We start from the raw sequence: 15,112 nt of genomic DNA on the forward strand, positions 1-15,112 counted from the left end.
ACGCCTAAAGATTAAGCGCCATTCGCAGCCATCGAAGTCATCGCATTCACAAGGTCCCGTTATTGACAACCAAAATTGTCAAAGAGATAATTTGCAAACAATATAGATACTTAAGTCGAGATTGATAGCAATCTCTATTTTTTTGCGTGATTATTTAATAACAACAAGAAACCTTTATCTCATCTAAGGTTTCAAATTAAAACATAGTTATTAAACTTTACAGATTAAGCGTCGTTATCATGCTTAAATATTGGAGTTAACCATGTCTAATCTAGGTTTATTCGTTCTTGAAGTAGCAAAGAGTGAAAGCAAAACCGTTCCGATGCCTGAAGATAAAGCACAGGAAATTCGAAACAATCTTTCTAATCAGATTTCGACCAAAATTGAAGAAATTCGTAATGAACAAAGACGGGCTGTAGAAGAGTCATTAAATATTACAGTCTTTTGATTTTTATTGGATAATAGAGCCGTCATAGGACGGCTTTTTTATGGATCCAAGAATAACAATTCACAATATCACGGACTATAATTCTCTTCTGAGTATTGTATATTCAGAACTTGAGTCCATTTCACGCCGTAAACCTCAACAATCTGTTGACACTCAGAATCCATTACTAAAATGCTGTGAAGCGCTTTTTCAGGCTGGCGCAATAACCATAATGGCTCAACACAAAGTGCTTGATCCAGATTTTCTAGCAGAATATAGCTCGTACTACAGCAAGCAATTCAATGAAGTCAGTCGCTACTGTACAAGACTGCACTTCTTCAAAGAGTCTAAAGCCACCGAGTTAACCCAACTGGAATATATTGACTCGACACCACCTGAACATTATTTAGGTTTTATTACTCTCAGACCAGTTATTACGAGTCCAGTAGGTGCGACAATCTTAAGCTCAGAAGTCGTACCTGGATTTATACGAAGCGCCGATAAATTTCCTGTGCATATTATGGGCAGAGAATTGTCTGTCTTCGGAACACCATTTATGCAGCAAGATAATGCTGTAGGCGCATGTGCTCAAGCCTCCATTTGGATGGCCCTAAGAACACTCCGTAAACGGGAAGGTGATCGAGCTCACGATCCCGCACAAATTACAGATGCTGCTACTCGCTATAACGCCAACGGACGTATCAAACCGAATCGCCAAGGATTAACTCAGATTCAAATGATGGAAGCGATTAGGTCAGCAGGTTATTCTCCACATTCTATTTGGTTAGGGCAGTGGCATAACCAAAGCCTAGATGCCATGAATCCTGCTGATGTTCAAACAGCAAAACGAACTATCCACCCATACATTGAATCTGAAATACCAGTCGTTTTACTACTAATCCATAAAATTGGCGGACATGCAGTTGTTGCAGTTGGCCATACATGGAATGCCAACACCACAGAATTCCAGACGGTAGAGGTCTCAAATTCAGCAAGCCTAGATTTAAGGTTAGTACATGCTTCGAGTTGGATTCCAGACTTCATTATCAATAATGATAATTCTGGTCCATACATGCCGTTTCCTTCTTCATCTGGAGGTGGCACAGGTTACTCAATGGAACAAATGGTGTACGCATTGCCATTGTTACCAGCTGATGTTTTCATGTCTGGTGAGGAGGCGTTAAGTATTGGTTTAACTGTCGTTTCAGATATATATGAAGGCTTTGCTACCGCTGCAGATAAAGAAGCACTCGAACTGTCCGCATCAGATATTGCTATTAGAGTTCTATTAGTTGAAAAACGGAAACTCAGAACCTGGGCAACAACAACAACTATGCCAAAAGAGCTGCAAGACGAACTTAGGACGATGCATCTTCCTAAGCGAGTATGGATACTTGAGCTACACTTAAAAGCTGTTTACGGTGCCCACGATAAAGAAAACATAGTCCCTAGTTTAGTAGCATTCGCGTTAATCGACCCAACGGGCGACACAGTTGCGAACTCCATATTAATGTTCTATCTAAACAAAAACTATCCCTTAGATATCATCGAGGTTGGCACATTCCTTCAGTTCCAAGATGGCTTGGTGAAGTCGGGCACTCAAACCACTGATAACACTCCTTTGGAGCCAATCAGGGGCCGGACGCCCTAATGATCATTTAATGTAGCAAAGACTTCTTCAAAATATGCAGCAAGATACATGCGAATGTATAACGACAGATCGTAAATAATTGGAAGCTCTATGCCACATAATCAAAGCTCCAGGCAATAGAAGTTTGCAACTGCTATCAGTTAGGATGTGAGAGTGAAATCATTTCATAATGGTTACTCTTCAAATCTTTTAAGATCCGCCATAATCCTAGAAATCAAATCTAACGCAGAATTATCTTTGTCAGTTGATAAGTAAGTCTGAAACAATAAAGAGACGGGATGCAGACCAACGACTTCAGACAATTCATCTAACTTTTCCAAACTAATTGAAACCTTACCCCGCTCAATATAGCTAATGTAAGACCTTGAGCTAACCTGCTCAAAATCGTCTTGTACCAACTTCGCACTCTTTCTTGCTTTTGCGAAAGTTTTCCCAAATGCTTGTTTAATATCCACAGCAAACTTCCAGTCAAAAGGAAGCTTGAATATTTGCTTACCGACCAATATATAACCACGCAATATATTGGTCATTTAGGAGTGGGCCATGTATTTATACTATTAATGGCAAGCTGTTATATTTAAAGAATTAGTATATCTTTGAATAACATACTGAGATAATGAACGATATATTGTTCATAATATTGTGTTTGACCTCATGTTCATTGCCAACAAAGACAACTTCATTCCTTCATTTTGGGAGGATTCATTTAACTTCTCTGGTGTGGAACTTATTTCGTTTTCGCCCTGGTTTATGTGCGAGGTACCTCAATTTGAAAAGGGCTCTGTGGAGGCGACTTTCAGATCGACTCACCTAATTGGTGATGTAATTAATCTTCATCATTTTGCAAGCATGAATGAGATTGAGAAGACTTACATTGTAACCCCAGCTAATTTGAATAAGACTGAAAGCTGGTCTATTCAAAGGCTGAGGTCGATTTCAAAAGCGATCTACCAAATTGAAGATTACGCGAATATTATTTACCGATTTGAAACTGAAATCGGTAAGTTTTTAGATTACGATCTTGGTGGGTTTGGTGGAGATTTACTAAATCTTAAATTCGATACAATCTTAAAGTTCAGCTAAGTGGTTATTAGTGCGCTCAATCTTCTACACGCCTTAAGGGAACAAAAATGAAGAAAGTCCCAATCAAAACTGGATCTGATGCAGACTTTTTCAAAAGAGGGGTTCTCATTTCTAGAGCGTTAGATGCAAGTAAGCCAGCCCCCAGTAAACTAATTCTAACGTTTGAAGATCCAAGTGACCTTATAAAACTAATTTCCGGTGCAAGATTAAATTTATTCAGAGCTATCAAGAAAGAACCTGGGTCAATTACTGCTCTAGCAAAAAGACTTAAGCGAAATAGAAGCACTGTAAAGCGCGATATTGATGCTATGCAAGCTGCAGGCATGATCATCGTAACAGAAAAAGTCCACCCGGGTCTCAGGCGTATTAAAGTGGTATGCGCTGTTGTCGAACAAGTGACCCTTGAATGCAGATTCACATGAAAGCGCACTCTACGCAAATAACTATACATTTTGAAAGCGACACTGAGACCTCAGTTAGCTTGGAAACAGCTAATGCGCTCATGACAATCACTGGTACAACATCTATTGAAGCGTTGATTCAGTTAGTACTCATTAGCTTAAGAAATTCGTTAAAAATTGCATACTCTTCTGATCACGGCCTGCCAACTGCCGATCAATTGGCGGCAATAGCCCGATTATCCCCACAAGATCTGGAGCTCAAATTAATTTCAAGTTTGTTTAATGAGTCTTCAGAAGATCAACAAATAAACACTGATCAAACAGATCTCGCCATGTTGATATCAATGGTTACCGAAGAAAATAAGCACGCTAAAATTGACCTTTAAGAGAGCGTTGGCAGAGAAAATCAGTAAGTTTTATCTTCCATCACGAGCTGATCCGGATTACTGTCGACCGCATTCAGGAGTTTCCAGTTAATTCGCATACAACAAAAAAGTAGTGGCTTATCAAGATATGGACTACATTTATTGTAAAGCATGGTAAAAAGCAAAATGCCGGAGTTTGACCGCAAAGTACTGGAGGTATTACGCGAGCCGCTGGAAAACGGCCACATTACGATTTCGCGTGCCGCCAGGCAGGCGACTTTTCCGGCACAATTTCAACTGATTGCCGCCATGAACCCCTGCCCCTGCGGCTATTTTGGCCATTACAACCAACGCTGCCGCTGTACGCCAGAGCAAATTTTACGTTACAAAAACAAACTTTCCGGGCCGCTTTTAGACCGCATTGACATGAATATTGATGTGCCCGCGCTGAAACCTGAGGAGTTGAGCCAGCATCATCCCGGAGAAAACAGTACCAGCATGCGCTCCCGCGTGATGCTGGCAAGACAGCGGCAAATGCAACGCCAGCAAAAACCCAATGCAACACTGGGACCACTGGAGCTTTCAGCGGTTTGCCAACTCGGCGAACAAGCCAGCCAGCTACTACAAAGCGCCATGCAAAAATTTTCCCTGTCTGCCCGTAGTTATCATCGCATTCTCAAGGTTGGCAGAACTATCGCCGATCTGGCAGGCACAGAACACATCAGCGATGCCCACATTGCAGAAGCGTTACAATATCGGCGTTATGACTATTAAAGGAGTTACGCCATGCATTTATACGACGTCAGTATCGCGCCATTGTTGCGCACCCTACAAAACCTGAAACACATCCTGCAACAAGGCGAGCTGTACGCTGAGCAGAAAAAAGTGGCGCCTGAAGTCGTGCTGGATAGCCGCCTAGCTGTCGACATGTACCCACTGACCAAACAAGTACAACTGGTCAGCGATATGAGCAAAGGCGCGGGCGCAAGACTGGCCGGATTAGAGATTCCGCAATATGCCGATGATGAAACCAGCTTCGAGACGCTTTATGTCAGAATTGATAAAACCGTAGATTTTCTGGCGCAAATCAAACCAGAACAGTTGGAAGGCGCGGCCAGTAAAGAAGTCGTGTTGACAATTCGCAAGGTCGACCTGACATTTACCGGGCTGGATTATCTGGAAAAATGGGTCATGCCGAACGTCTACTTTCACACCACCACGGCCTATAACATATTGCGCCACCTGGGCGTGCCGCTTGGTAAAACCGACTACCTCGGCCAAAAACGCTAATCGCTCAGGCAGATTTGCGCCAATAGCCAACGACGTTTGGCTGCGCTTTTAACATGGCCTGGCGCCGCAGCGTTTCATACGCCTCAGCCTCGGAAACCCCTTGCTCGTGCGCGATACGCTGCGCTTGCTGATTGGCCTCAGTCACCCAGGCTGGATTCTGCGCATACCCGCGATCTTGCATGCAGCGATCCAGTACGCGTGACTGCCGTGCCGCTTTTTCCAGCTTTTGAAACGGCAACACTTCAGGCAGCTCAGCCGCTGCCTTGCTGGCAATCAAATCACACTGATTAATCGCCTGCACGACATCACTCTGCTGGTGAGTTGGCTCAACCTCGGCCAGCGATTGCCAGTACCAAAACCCCGCATAGCCCAGCAAACCAATCACCAGCACAACCAACACTCTTGCAGTTTTCATAGCCACCCCTCGCTCCAATTGCATTTATTGTGCGCCATTTCATGGCAGATAGATAGCAAGGGAATTGTCATCTAAACAATGCATGCACTTCACGAAAGCGTCACACAGGCGGGTTAACATAGTTTTAACCGATGGCGACATGAATGACCGCCATAAATCAGGATGCCCGACTTAAGAATGGAGCAAGCATGACGTTAATACAGTTATACATACCAGCCAATAAAGGAAAAATCATGAGCGAATGGCAAGATGAGCCACTGACCTATACCGCCAGCATGCCTGAGCTGATGACTGCACAGGACATTATGTACTTGGCAGAAGACATTGTGGCTGACAATAATATTCAAGCAATTTACAAACCTGCAGAGCTCTCTCTGGAAGTGGTATAACGCTCAGAGTGTTGCCCGGCAACCAGCCGCGGCTAATCCGTACCAAACCCACGCAGCACCTCTGCCACACAGCCCTCCATCCATGCGTCTCGACCACGCCTAGACACTGACTCAGTGTTTGCCTAAAATAAACCCTCGACCATCACCATCACTGGAGGCAACCATGTTTTTAGGCGCGGTAGGCATCTATACCCTGATTGGCGTTGTTGTAGCGATTTGTCTGATTTTGTATGTGTTTGCAAAACGAGTGAAGTAACTCGCTGAGATAAAAAAAGCCCCTATCGGGGCTTTTTTATTTGCTACTTATTGTATGAGCTCATGCCAGCTTTGCTTGGTGCCATAACTACCATTATTCTTCTGCTTGAAAATCTCAGTCGACCTGCTCGTCGCCGAGAGGCCAAACACCTGGTCGTCCAGACTCAGTTGCTGCGGTGTTGGGTCATTACTGCCCGTCACCACCACATGTGGCACGCCATTACCGTCATAAACGATATTGAAGCCCACCGCCGGGGTAGTCATGCGTTCGGAAACGATGCCACTGGTTAGCAAAGAGCCGCCTTTTTTGTAGTTAAAGAAGTTAAACCAGCCATACCCTGCGCCATTACAGGCCTCGCTGCTGGGCACCATGGTTGGCATCATGAGTGCACCATTTAACAACAGTGGATCAAGGTTAACGCGCTCACCCGCCGGGAAATCCAGCACCCAGCCATAGCCGGTATCAAAATTGACCGTCCCACTCGAGGTCACGACACGATCACCGCTCAGTGATTGCGTCGTCAGTTGCGCACGCCCGATTGCCGTGGTTTGCCCGTTATCTTTAAACGTGTATGCAGAGTTTTGTGGGGTGTTTGTCAAATCAGCCGGTTCGAGAAACTTCCCTGTCCCCACCATGACCACCTTGTTATTGTCGACCTTACCCAATTCTGGTTGGGTAGTGATTTTTTGCACATTACCGCCGCCATCACGTAAGGTCGCAATTTTAGTCACTGCATTAGTGTTGATGTTAAAGCGCCAGATGTTGCCATTTAAATCACCACCATACACATTCAAGGCCATGTTATTTTCAAACATCTGGTCAGCATAGGCCGAGATTCTTGATAGGCCACTAGGCTCGCCAGCACTGCCTTCACCGGTAGAGAGAGTTTTCAACACGCTGCCGGTATTGGCATCGAGCACATACAGGTAACCGCCGCCATTCCCGGTTGGCGTGTTAGCGACCAATGTACCATCATTCAATTTACGCGCATTGGTGCCATTGTTATAGCCCGAAGTCACCAGCACTACCCAGCGGCCATCCTGCATTTTAGTCACCAGCGGGTTACCAAAGGTATACCCCAAATTATTATTCGCGCCGGTGGTCTGCGCATAAAACTCCCACAGCAACACGGGGCTACCGGGGTTCGTCACATCAATGGCAAAATAGCCACGCCCGCCGCCATTTAACCCAGAAACCAGGATAGTGCGCCAAATAGCACTATCGCCACTGCAGCCGGAGATACAAACATCGGTAACCACCGGGCTGCCATTCACGTAATTGGTATGGTAATTGGAGCCATACTCTTTATCGGCCAGATTGGCCAGGTTGGCAATCACCGGGGTGGGGATAAATGCCCACAGCTCATTACCGTTATCGGCGTTGAAGGCATGTAACATACCATCATTGGCGCCCACATAGACCGTTCCACTTTGCAAGGCTTTTCTTGATGCCTTATAGGCTTTATAACCAGCATCCAGATAATCCACATTAGAGGCTTTGAAATAAGCGGGGCGTGACTGTGAGATATCCCCCAGCGTTGCTAACCGCTCACGGAACCAGCGATTATCTGCAACCGGATTAGATGAGGTATCTTCGTAAGTCTTATTCCCTCGGAGATAATCCACCAACTTGCCGGCTTTATTAGGTTCAGTCATCCGCAGGTCGCTGGCAGGCAAGCCCTGCATCTGGCTCAACGCTTTATACCCATTTTCCAGCGTAGTGCGATGCTGCACAGGTAAGTTATCTGCCGTAAACAATACCATTGCATTATTGACATTAAAGAATATTTGACGGTTTGCACCCAGCTGATTCTGTAACTTGCCAGTACAACTGCTTGCAATCGCCACATAACACGAGGCAGGCTCACTCATGCCAATGGCAGAACCTAATGCGCCCCCTGCATTCCCGCACGCAGTCTGATCAGAGTTAGTCGTTTTACAATACAGCTTACCGTCCTGGCTAGCCGCCGTTGCAGGTGAGGTACATGTTTCTGCGGCCACATTCTCAACGCACCATACGGCGCTTTCTGACGTTTGCAAAGAGGTCGTGTTAACTGTGCGTGCCTCCAGATTGCCTGTCCACTTCACGGACTGGTAACTGGCCACATACTGGAAATTATCCCCATTGGTCGGCGCCAGGCTACTGGCGGCAGCGGCGGCACTGGCGCCCTGGATAGACTTGATCTCGGACAAGCCCTTCGCTAATGACTCACGTAACAACTTGGGGTTGCTGGCACTGTAATAGGTGCCGCCTGCGTTCACTGCCGCATGCCATAAGTCATCAATACGGGTGCCATCCTCATTGAGGGTTGGGTCCGGCCAGTTTTTTGCATTGGAAGAAATATCCTTGTAATCGCCGGAGGTCCGCGTTTTGTAGTCCTCGGTATAAACCAATGTGCCGTCAATGCCCAGGCCCAAGGTCATGGTCACCATATTCTGTTTTGGATAATCATTGGTTGTACCACACACAGAAGAGCCTAAGCCACCGGTACAATTCGAGAACGTATTATCCCGGATATCTGTATCATAAAAATACTTGGCCGTATCCGCCAGCGTGTTGGACTTAGCGCTACTGTCGAACTGTGGCCGTGGACTGCTACCGTCCTGGTCACCGATGGCTGTACTATTGATACGGGTTGGGTTGCTACTGTCGTTCCAGTAACCATCCGTGGTCAGCAAGGTGAAATTAGACTGACAGGCATATTGCATTGGGTCATCATTGCCCAATGTTTTTTTACCAGCAAAATGCCGCCCTACGCTGGATAGCGCCGTACGCAACGGGGTGCCGCCACTGGCAGACACCGCAAACAGTTTCTGGTACCAGGATTGCTTCTGGCTAGCATTAAACGGTGCCAGTGCCAGATAGTTGGAACTCGGACTATTAATGGTGACCAGACCAACGCGATAACGGGAATCCAGCGCCTTGAATGCCTGGCTGGCTGCCGTTTTCATCGACTGCATACGTGTACGGTAATACGCCCACCAGTTAGCAAAGTTGGTCATCTCCTCGGTAAGCGTACAAGTAGTGCCGGTACAATCCAGCCTATCCAGCCCTTTGGTCGTTTTTCCCGGGGCTGTATAAGGGACATCACTTGAAATCTTGACGTAGACCATGCTGCCGGGAATGTCAGTGGTGGTATTAGTCGTCAGTTGAGCCGTGTAGTTGCCACCTGTCATGGTGACTTGAATCGGGGCGGCGGTGTTCACTGGCTCACCAGCAGGCGTAATAATCGTCAGCACATTGCTGCTGATATTGACCGTATTACCGCTCAGGTTGCAATTGCCCGACAGACTGGTACGGCACATATTATTGCGTACCTCACTGGCAAACTGGCTGCTGTTATATGAGTTGTTGACTGAGACGGTAGTGGATAAAAGCTCAATATTATTGATTTTTATGCTTTGTATGGACGCATTATTACTGGTCTTGTTCAGCGTCAGGGTATAGGTGGAGATAGGCCTGCGCAAATTGGTATAGGTATTGCCGTCATTCACGGTACTGCTGGCATTGCGGATCTTCTGACAATACATGGAGCCGGTCAAACTGCGCCTGGTTGCAGCCGTGCTGGTGTTACACCAGCGGATATTGGACGGATAAATATAGCTTCCCGTTGCCTCTTTCGAGATCACGCAACTGGTCAGGCTAGGCGTGGAGCAAAACTCTCCTGGGATAAACGCATAGTAAGTCGCCATCGAGCGGATATCAGTGGTCCCGTTTTTGCCACCGCCCAGATCATTCACCTCATTCGGCACCGCCGCAAAATTAGTCTGGTTAGCCATACTCACGCCCAGGTAGGTCAGCGGCGGGCTATATTGCACCTCGGGGTTGTAATACTGTGTGTTGTAATCCGCATTATCAAATAACCACGGTGAAGAAGAATTGGACCAGTCAGGCGCATAATCCCAGCCCATACTGCCCGAGTTATCCAGCACAAACATCAAGTTAGGCTTCACATCCGAGCTACCAGAGGTTTGCAACGGCATGGTCGCCAGATCCAGAAACTCAGCTTGCACAATACCCGGCAGCAACAGGCCCAGCCAGAGAAGTTTTTTGATCCAGTGTTGGCTTTTCATCGTTCCACCCATTTAGTTGGAGATAAACGTTTGCAAAAAAGTGACGGTGTTTTTGGGTCCGGCGATGCGCAAGGTGACCCGGTATAGCGGTGAATCCGAGCCAGCAATACAGCGCTTGAAGAGCTCAATATTCGAAATATTATGAGAGCAGTTCTCGCCATTGCTGGGTGAACTGGCCATCATGCAACGTGAGGCATCACTCAATGCCGAACCGGCATTAATTTCAGCATCGCTGTAATTGCACATGCGCTCAACAACATAGCGGATCTCATTCCCCTGACGGTCTACACCGTTACGAATCTCATCATTACCATCGGTCTGGCTGGGGGCGAGGCTGCTATTGCCATCACTCCACGCCATCGTCGTTAACTGATTGCCATCGCATACTAGCGCATCGGGTTGGGTATCAAACTGGCTGCAATTAGCGTAATAGCCCAACGCTGGATGATGCGCAGTACTGACCGACAGCGATACGTTTTTAGCAATACTCTGCGCAATACCTTCCAACGCCACATTAGAGGCCGTACTGGCAGACTGCCGGAACACCATATTGCCGGACAGCAAGGCATTGGTATCCACACTGCGTATCAGGGCCACCGCCGCAATCGACATCACGGCAAGTGCCAGCAAGGCAAAAAACAGCACGATACCGCTTTGGCGAACCCAAAGCCTGCGTGCCACCCTGGACGATAAAAGGCTATAGCGCATCGCGGTTCCAAATAATGTTTCTGAGCGGGATAGTGGCTTCAAAACTACGGTAGCGGTAACGCTGCCAGTTGGGCACACTGCTTAAGTCAACACTGGCAGGATTGGCGTCTGCCTGCCAGATGCACACTCTGCTCACGCCTGCTGAGGCACCATTACATGCCTGGCTAACAGTGTTTCTTTGCAAATTGCCGTCCCTGGCAATCACTGCGATGCGGATCGCACGAATGCGGTTACGGTCCATGAGCGCCATCGTCGGCCCAAAAGTACCAGTGGCATCAACCCAGCGATCAACCCGGTTCAAATAAGCGGCAGCGGTGGTGGTGGTCGCCGTGGGGTCTATGGTCTCGGTGATCCCGTATTGCGCCTGCAAGGCCACAATATCACTGGCAACGGGTACCGCCGCGCTATTCGGAAATGGCGTGGTGCCGGATGTGCCTCCGGTGCGCGTCAGTTCCATGGCGGCATTCACCGTATATTCATACTGATTCCATGCGCCCAAACAAGAAAAGCGCACCCAGTCGGCACCATTCAAAATGCTCACCGGGCTGGCCGTAGGCGGTGTATTAATTTCAGACAAGGTATTTATGGTGCGATCAGAATTAACTTTTTGCAGGCGGCCAAGGCTGCAATTCGGATTGGTCGGTGTTTGATGAAACAGCACCACATCATTCTCCTGGCAACCAATCAGGCGCCCATCCAAAGTAGGCGCTGTCATGGTCCCCGTGGCGCGCAAGGATGCACCACCACTGGCCGGGTTGCCATAGCGGATGCGCACAATGTCGCTGCCTGTGCCACCGTCTACAATCACCACTGGCGACAAGTTAATAATCACTCCGCCCTGGTTAATCGAGGTGTTGATCGGGCACAACAAAGGAGATGGGTCACTACTGTTATACAAAGGCAGGCCATAACCCGCATTCTGCGCGTCGCGCTGCATGTAATACATGGCCAGCACCCCGCTTGACTGCGCATCTGAACCGCCCGCAATCATGCGCTTGCGCGCTTCAAACCCGCTAAACAAATTGCTGATGGCCAACGTTGCCACCAGGCCAATCGCCAGCCCTACCAGCAATTCAACCAGGCTCAGGCCAGCCTCTGCGCGCCCAGGGTGTTGACGTGAGAACATCGCTGAAGGCCGCATCATGGCATCACATCAAACAAATAACTGGACGCATTAACCTGGTGGCGGCTACCACCAGGCACCTGCCAACCGACGGTGACCGTCACCATGGTGTTGGTCAGCGCCGAGAACGTCAGCGTGCCATTAGGCAGCTGGGTTTTAATTCTGTCCTTATCGACTTGCGTAATGTAGTTCGCTGCATCGCCGCCAAATGCCATCATGTTGGCAATATGCGTTTGTGCGATCAACTGTGCCTCTGCGCGGTAGCGGTTGTCACTACTGTTTTTAATCATGGCACTTTGCAGACCCACCAGTGCCAGCACACCCATGCTAAAAATCACCAGCGCTACCATAGACTCAATCAGTACCGAGCCTTGCTGCAAGCGCATAGCAACAGAACGTTTTTGTCGTGAAAAAACTAACATGCTCTAGGATCTCCCACGGTCGACACGGCCGGATCACACACTTTGACATTGCCACCGGCGGCCAACAAGACACGCAACGCACGGCGCTCCTCGCTTTTGACTTGCGTATTGGTCACATTGACCACTGTCAGCCCCACTGCCGTCGCCGGGTCGCGCGTACCAAAGCTGCTAAACACGGCAGTATAATTATCTGCAGACACGGCTGTATTAGTAGAAGACCCTTCCGTGGCGTTTCTTTGCGTAATCAGCGCCGGGCACCCCGTGACCACAGTGACACAGCCAATTTGCCAGGCACTATTGGTTTGCAGGGTAAATTTGACTCTGGCATTGCGCTTGATCGCTTCCATGCGTGCTTGCTGCAAACCACTATGGATAGACTCGGCCACCGTACGGATCTGGGCATTACCGATGGAAGTTTGGAATGCCGGGATCGCAATCGTAGTCACCGAGACCAATACCACCATGGTGACGACCAGCTCTACCAATGTGAATCCCTTTTGCTGCATGACTAGCAACTTCCAGACGATGAAGTTAACCAGCAGGTGCTGCCGGTAGTACCATCAAACCTTGAAGTCTTGGCATTATCCTGATTTACCGTAAACTCAAAGTTGCCCATGTTCTGTGCCGCTCTACCAGAGGCTCTCAAGGTATAAGTGGTCGCTGACTGGTTATCAACGCCGTAATCAAAAAACCTGGCATCGCTAGGCACACAGGCAAAGCCCACATAAGTGAAGTTATCCTGGAAAAACTGCTCAGCCTGCACGCGGCAATTGGCCAGGTTCGCTGGCGCTTCCGCCGCATTGCCGCTTCTGACATAATCTTGGTAACCAGGCACAGCAATACTGGCCAACAAGCCAATAATCGCCACCACTATCATCATTTCAATCAGGCTAAAACCATATTGATTTGGGCGCTTCATGATCAAATCCCTTTTTAGATGGCCTTATCATGCAAACAGGTGGCTGTCATGTCCAGCACTAGCCGACCAGCGGTTGAGATCAGCCGACAAGTGGTCAAAAACAGCGACCATAAGCCACTTGAGGTTTAGTGGTAAAATAAGTCTTTGTTTATATTGGACTGTAAATCATGCCTTCCTGCTGGATGCGATTACTGGCTGCGGCCCTGTTATTGGCCCAACTGAGTGCCTGCGGCCTCAAGGGAGACTTGTACATTCCTGAACGCCAATACCCTCAACCTCAACCAAGCAACTCAACATCGTGACCGTTTTTTTGACCCAACAAGGCTTGCTGCATGCCGAGAATGTAGCCCTGCGTGACATTGCCCACGCCCATCAAACACCAACGTACGTCTATTCACGTGCCGCACTAACTCAGGCCTTCGAGCGCTTTCAGGCTGGCTTGGTCGGCCACGATCATTTGATATGTTTTGCCGTAAAAGCCAACCCCAGCCTGGCAATTTTGAACCTGTTTGCCAGGTTAGGGGCCGGGTTTGATATTGTGTCTGGCGGCGAATTGGCGCGTGTATTGGCAGCAGGCGGTGACCCGAAAAAAGTGGTGTTCTCGGGCGTAGGCAAATCACATGCTGAAATTAAAGCTGCACTCGAAGCGGGTATTTTTTGCTTTAACGTCGAGTCCGTGAATGAACTGGATCGCATCCAGCAAGTTGCGGCCAGCCTGGGCAAACAAGCGCCGGTTTCATTGCGGGTGAACCCGAATGTGGATGCCAAAACCCACCCTTACATTTCAACCGGCCTGAAGAACAATAAATTTGGCGTGGCGTTTGAAGATGCGCTGGGCTTGTACGAAAAAGCAGCACAGTCACCCAACATTGTAGTGCATGGTGTGGATTGCCATATCGGCTCACAAATCACCGAGCTGTCTCCCTTCCTGGATGCGCTGGATAAAGTACTAGGCCTGGTAGACGCACTGGCCGCCAAAGGCATTCATATCCAGCACATAGACGTGGGCGGCGGCGTCGGTATTACTTACAGCGACGAAACGCCACCAGACTTTGCTGCCTACACCGCCGCTATCCTGCAAAAACTGGCAGGCAGAAATGTGAAAGTGCTGTTTGAGCCCGGCCGTGCACTGGTGGGTAATGCGGGCGTGTTGCTGACCAAGGTTGAGTACCTAAAGCCCGGTGAATCGAAAAACTTCGCCATCGTCGATGCCGCCATGAACGACCTGATGCGCCCTGCCCTGTATGACGCATTCCACAACATCACCACCATTGCGCCATCAACGGCTACCGCGCAAGTGTATGAAATTGTCGGCCCGGTGTGTGAAAGCGGTGACTTTTTAGGTCATGACCGCACATTGTCAATTGAGGAAGGCGATTACCTGGCGATTCATTCTGCTGGCGCCTATGGCATGAGCATGGCCAGCAACTACAACACGCGTGCCCGTGCGGCAGAAGTCTTGGTGGATGGTGACCAGGTGCATGTGATCCGCGAACGCGAGCAAATTGCAGACTTGTTTAAACTGGAACGTACGCTGCCGTAAGCCTCCCTATGGCCAATAAAAAACCGAAGCCTCAAAGCTTCGGTTTT

Annotated in this window: 18 protein-coding genes; 10 read left to right on the forward strand and 8 right to left on the reverse strand. The window is 48.4% G+C overall.

Annotated elements, in window-relative coordinates; all coding sequences use genetic code 11:
• Positions 1–262 precede the first annotated feature (262 nt).
• Positions 263–448 (forward strand): hypothetical protein, encoded by a 186-nt coding sequence (locus ACIDE9_RS02545; protein WP_019880929.1) that lies wholly within the window; start codon positions 263–265, stop codon positions 446–448.
• Between the two features lie 40 nt (positions 449–488).
• Entirely contained in the window at positions 489–2,078 is a 1,590-nt protein-coding gene (locus tag ACIDE9_RS02550; RefSeq protein WP_019880928.1) for a hypothetical protein, read from the forward strand.
• Between the two features lie 173 nt (positions 2,079–2,251).
• Here ACIDE9_RS02550 and ACIDE9_RS02555 read toward each other — a convergent pair whose 3' ends face one another.
• Positions 2,252–2,608, reverse strand: coding sequence for a helix-turn-helix domain-containing protein (locus tag ACIDE9_RS02555; RefSeq protein ID WP_019880927.1), 357 nt, complete (start codon positions 2,606–2,608; stop codon positions 2,252–2,254).
• Between the two features lie 124 nt (positions 2,609–2,732).
• Between ACIDE9_RS02555 and ACIDE9_RS02560 the strand changes: the two genes are divergently transcribed.
• From ACIDE9_RS02560 to ACIDE9_RS02580, 5 genes are all read left to right on the forward strand, one after another.
• Positions 2,733–3,161 carry a hypothetical protein gene (locus ACIDE9_RS02560; protein WP_019880926.1) on the forward strand — a complete coding sequence of 143 codons (429 nt, stop codon included), beginning with the start codon at positions 2,733–2,735 and terminating at the stop codon, positions 3,159–3,161.
• A gap of 47 nt (positions 3,162–3,208) precedes the next feature.
• Complete coding sequence (locus tag ACIDE9_RS02565) at positions 3,209–3,583, forward strand: HTH domain-containing protein (protein WP_019880925.1); 375 nt, start codon at positions 3,209–3,211, stop codon at positions 3,581–3,583.
• Entirely contained in the window at positions 3,580–3,948 is a 369-nt protein-coding gene (locus ACIDE9_RS02570; RefSeq protein WP_019880923.1) for a hypothetical protein, read from the forward strand. The genes ACIDE9_RS02565 and ACIDE9_RS02570 overlap by 4 nt, the downstream gene beginning before the upstream one ends.
• Before the next feature lie 150 nt (positions 3,949–4,098).
• Positions 4,099–4,701: an ATP-binding protein gene (locus tag ACIDE9_RS02575; protein WP_411992451.1), complete on the forward strand. Its 603-nt coding sequence runs from the start codon at positions 4,099–4,101 to the stop codon at positions 4,699–4,701.
• A gap of 12 nt (positions 4,702–4,713) precedes the next feature.
• Positions 4,714–5,217, forward strand: coding sequence for a DUF1993 family protein (locus ACIDE9_RS02580; RefSeq protein ID WP_411992453.1), 504 nt, complete (start codon positions 4,714–4,716; stop codon positions 5,215–5,217).
• Positions 5,218–5,221: 4 nt separating this feature from the next.
• Here ACIDE9_RS02580 and ACIDE9_RS02585 read toward each other — a convergent pair whose 3' ends face one another.
• On the reverse strand, positions 5,222–5,632 hold the full coding sequence (locus tag ACIDE9_RS02585) for a hypothetical protein (protein ID WP_411992455.1): 411 nt from the start codon (positions 5,630–5,632) through the stop codon (positions 5,222–5,224).
• A 233-nt stretch (positions 5,633–5,865) separates the two neighbouring features.
• Between ACIDE9_RS02585 and ACIDE9_RS02590 the strand changes: the two genes are divergently transcribed.
• Positions 5,866–6,021, forward strand: coding sequence for a hypothetical protein (locus ACIDE9_RS02590; RefSeq protein WP_019880917.1), 156 nt, complete (start codon positions 5,866–5,868; stop codon positions 6,019–6,021).
• Between the two features lie 303 nt (positions 6,022–6,324).
• Here ACIDE9_RS02590 and ACIDE9_RS02595 read toward each other — a convergent pair whose 3' ends face one another.
• From ACIDE9_RS02595 to ACIDE9_RS02620, 6 genes are read right to left on the reverse strand one after another with little or no spacing between them, the layout of a single operon-like run.
• Entirely contained in the window at positions 6,325–10,350 is a 4,026-nt protein-coding gene (locus ACIDE9_RS02595) for a pilus assembly protein (protein ID WP_411992457.1), read from the reverse strand.
• Positions 10,351–10,362: 12 nt separating this feature from the next.
• Entirely contained in the window at positions 10,363–11,058 is a 696-nt protein-coding gene (locus tag ACIDE9_RS02600; protein ID WP_411992459.1) for a hypothetical protein, read from the reverse strand.
• On the reverse strand, positions 11,048–12,202 hold the full coding sequence (locus tag ACIDE9_RS02605) for a PilW family protein (RefSeq protein ID WP_411992461.1): 1,155 nt from the start codon (positions 12,200–12,202) through the stop codon (positions 11,048–11,050). Before ACIDE9_RS02605 ends, ACIDE9_RS02600 begins: the two co-directional genes overlap by 11 nt.
• Positions 12,199–12,603 (reverse strand): hypothetical protein, encoded by a 405-nt coding sequence (locus ACIDE9_RS02610; RefSeq protein ID WP_411992463.1) that lies wholly within the window; start codon positions 12,601–12,603, stop codon positions 12,199–12,201. Before ACIDE9_RS02610 ends, ACIDE9_RS02605 begins: the two co-directional genes overlap by 4 nt.
• Complete coding sequence (locus ACIDE9_RS02615) at positions 12,597–13,109, reverse strand: GspH/FimT family pseudopilin (protein ID WP_411992465.1); 513 nt, start codon at positions 13,107–13,109, stop codon at positions 12,597–12,599. Before ACIDE9_RS02615 ends, ACIDE9_RS02610 begins: the two co-directional genes overlap by 7 nt.
• A gap of 2 nt (positions 13,110–13,111) precedes the next feature.
• Positions 13,112–13,522: a type IV pilin protein gene (locus ACIDE9_RS02620; RefSeq protein ID WP_411992467.1), complete on the reverse strand. Its 411-nt coding sequence runs from the start codon at positions 13,520–13,522 to the stop codon at positions 13,112–13,114.
• A gap of 182 nt (positions 13,523–13,704) precedes the next feature.
• On the opposite strand from ACIDE9_RS02620, the gene lptM reads away from it, so the two are divergent.
• Both lptM and lysA read left to right on the forward strand, forming a co-directional pair.
• Positions 13,705–13,824, forward strand: coding sequence for an LPS translocon maturation chaperone LptM (gene lptM, locus ACIDE9_RS02625; RefSeq protein WP_228522873.1), 120 nt, complete (start codon positions 13,705–13,707; stop codon positions 13,822–13,824).
• The gene (gene lysA, locus ACIDE9_RS02630) at positions 13,821–15,065 is read left to right on the forward strand and encodes a diaminopimelate decarboxylase (RefSeq protein ID WP_411992469.1); all 1,245 of its coding nucleotides are present in this window, start codon (positions 13,821–13,823) and stop codon (positions 15,063–15,065) included. Before lptM ends, lysA begins: the two co-directional genes overlap by 4 nt.
• Positions 15,066–15,112 lie beyond the last annotated feature (47 nt).

The organism is Methylophilus sp. 'Pure River' (assembly GCF_046765995.1).
GTDB lineage: Bacteria > Pseudomonadota > Gammaproteobacteria > Burkholderiales > Methylophilaceae > Methylophilus.

Excerpts from the sequence above, each read along its gene's own strand:
- ACIDE9_RS02545 (WP_019880929.1), top strand. The coding sequence starts at position 263 with ATGTCTAATCTAGGTTTATTCGTTCTTGAAGTAGCAAAGAGTGAAAGC.
- ACIDE9_RS02550 (WP_019880928.1), top strand. The coding sequence starts at position 489 with ATGGATCCAAGAATAACAATTCACAATATCACGGACTATAATTCTCTT.
- ACIDE9_RS02555 (WP_019880927.1), bottom strand. The coding sequence starts at position 2,608 with ATGACCAATATATTGCGTGGTTATATATTGGTCGGTAAGCAAATATTC.
- ACIDE9_RS02560 (WP_019880926.1), top strand. The coding sequence starts at position 2,733 with ATGTTCATTGCCAACAAAGACAACTTCATTCCTTCATTTTGGGAGGAT.
- ACIDE9_RS02565 (WP_019880925.1), top strand. The coding sequence starts at position 3,209 with ATGAAGAAAGTCCCAATCAAAACTGGATCTGATGCAGACTTTTTCAAA.
- ACIDE9_RS02570 (WP_019880923.1), top strand. The coding sequence starts at position 3,580 with ATGAAAGCGCACTCTACGCAAATAACTATACATTTTGAAAGCGACACT.
- ACIDE9_RS02575 (WP_411992451.1), top strand. The coding sequence starts at position 4,099 with ATGGTAAAAAGCAAAATGCCGGAGTTTGACCGCAAAGTACTGGAGGTA.
- ACIDE9_RS02580 (WP_411992453.1), top strand. The coding sequence starts at position 4,714 with ATGCATTTATACGACGTCAGTATCGCGCCATTGTTGCGCACCCTACAA.
- ACIDE9_RS02585 (WP_411992455.1), bottom strand. The coding sequence starts at position 5,632 with ATGAAAACTGCAAGAGTGTTGGTTGTGCTGGTGATTGGTTTGCTGGGC.
- ACIDE9_RS02590 (WP_019880917.1), top strand. The coding sequence starts at position 5,866 with ATGAGCGAATGGCAAGATGAGCCACTGACCTATACCGCCAGCATGCCT.
- ACIDE9_RS02595 (WP_411992457.1), bottom strand. The coding sequence starts at position 10,350 with ATGAAAAGCCAACACTGGATCAAAAAACTTCTCTGGCTGGGCCTGTTG.
- ACIDE9_RS02600 (WP_411992459.1), bottom strand. The coding sequence starts at position 11,058 with ATGCGCTATAGCCTTTTATCGTCCAGGGTGGCACGCAGGCTTTGGGTT.
- ACIDE9_RS02605 (WP_411992461.1), bottom strand. The coding sequence starts at position 12,202 with ATGATGCGGCCTTCAGCGATGTTCTCACGTCAACACCCTGGGCGCGCA.
- ACIDE9_RS02610 (WP_411992463.1), bottom strand. The coding sequence starts at position 12,603 with ATGTTAGTTTTTTCACGACAAAAACGTTCTGTTGCTATGCGCTTGCAG.
- ACIDE9_RS02615 (WP_411992465.1), bottom strand. The coding sequence starts at position 13,109 with ATGCAGCAAAAGGGATTCACATTGGTAGAGCTGGTCGTCACCATGGTG.
- ACIDE9_RS02620 (WP_411992467.1), bottom strand. The coding sequence starts at position 13,522 with ATGAAGCGCCCAAATCAATATGGTTTTAGCCTGATTGAAATGATGATA.
- lptM (WP_228522873.1), top strand. The coding sequence starts at position 13,705 with ATGCGATTACTGGCTGCGGCCCTGTTATTGGCCCAACTGAGTGCCTGC.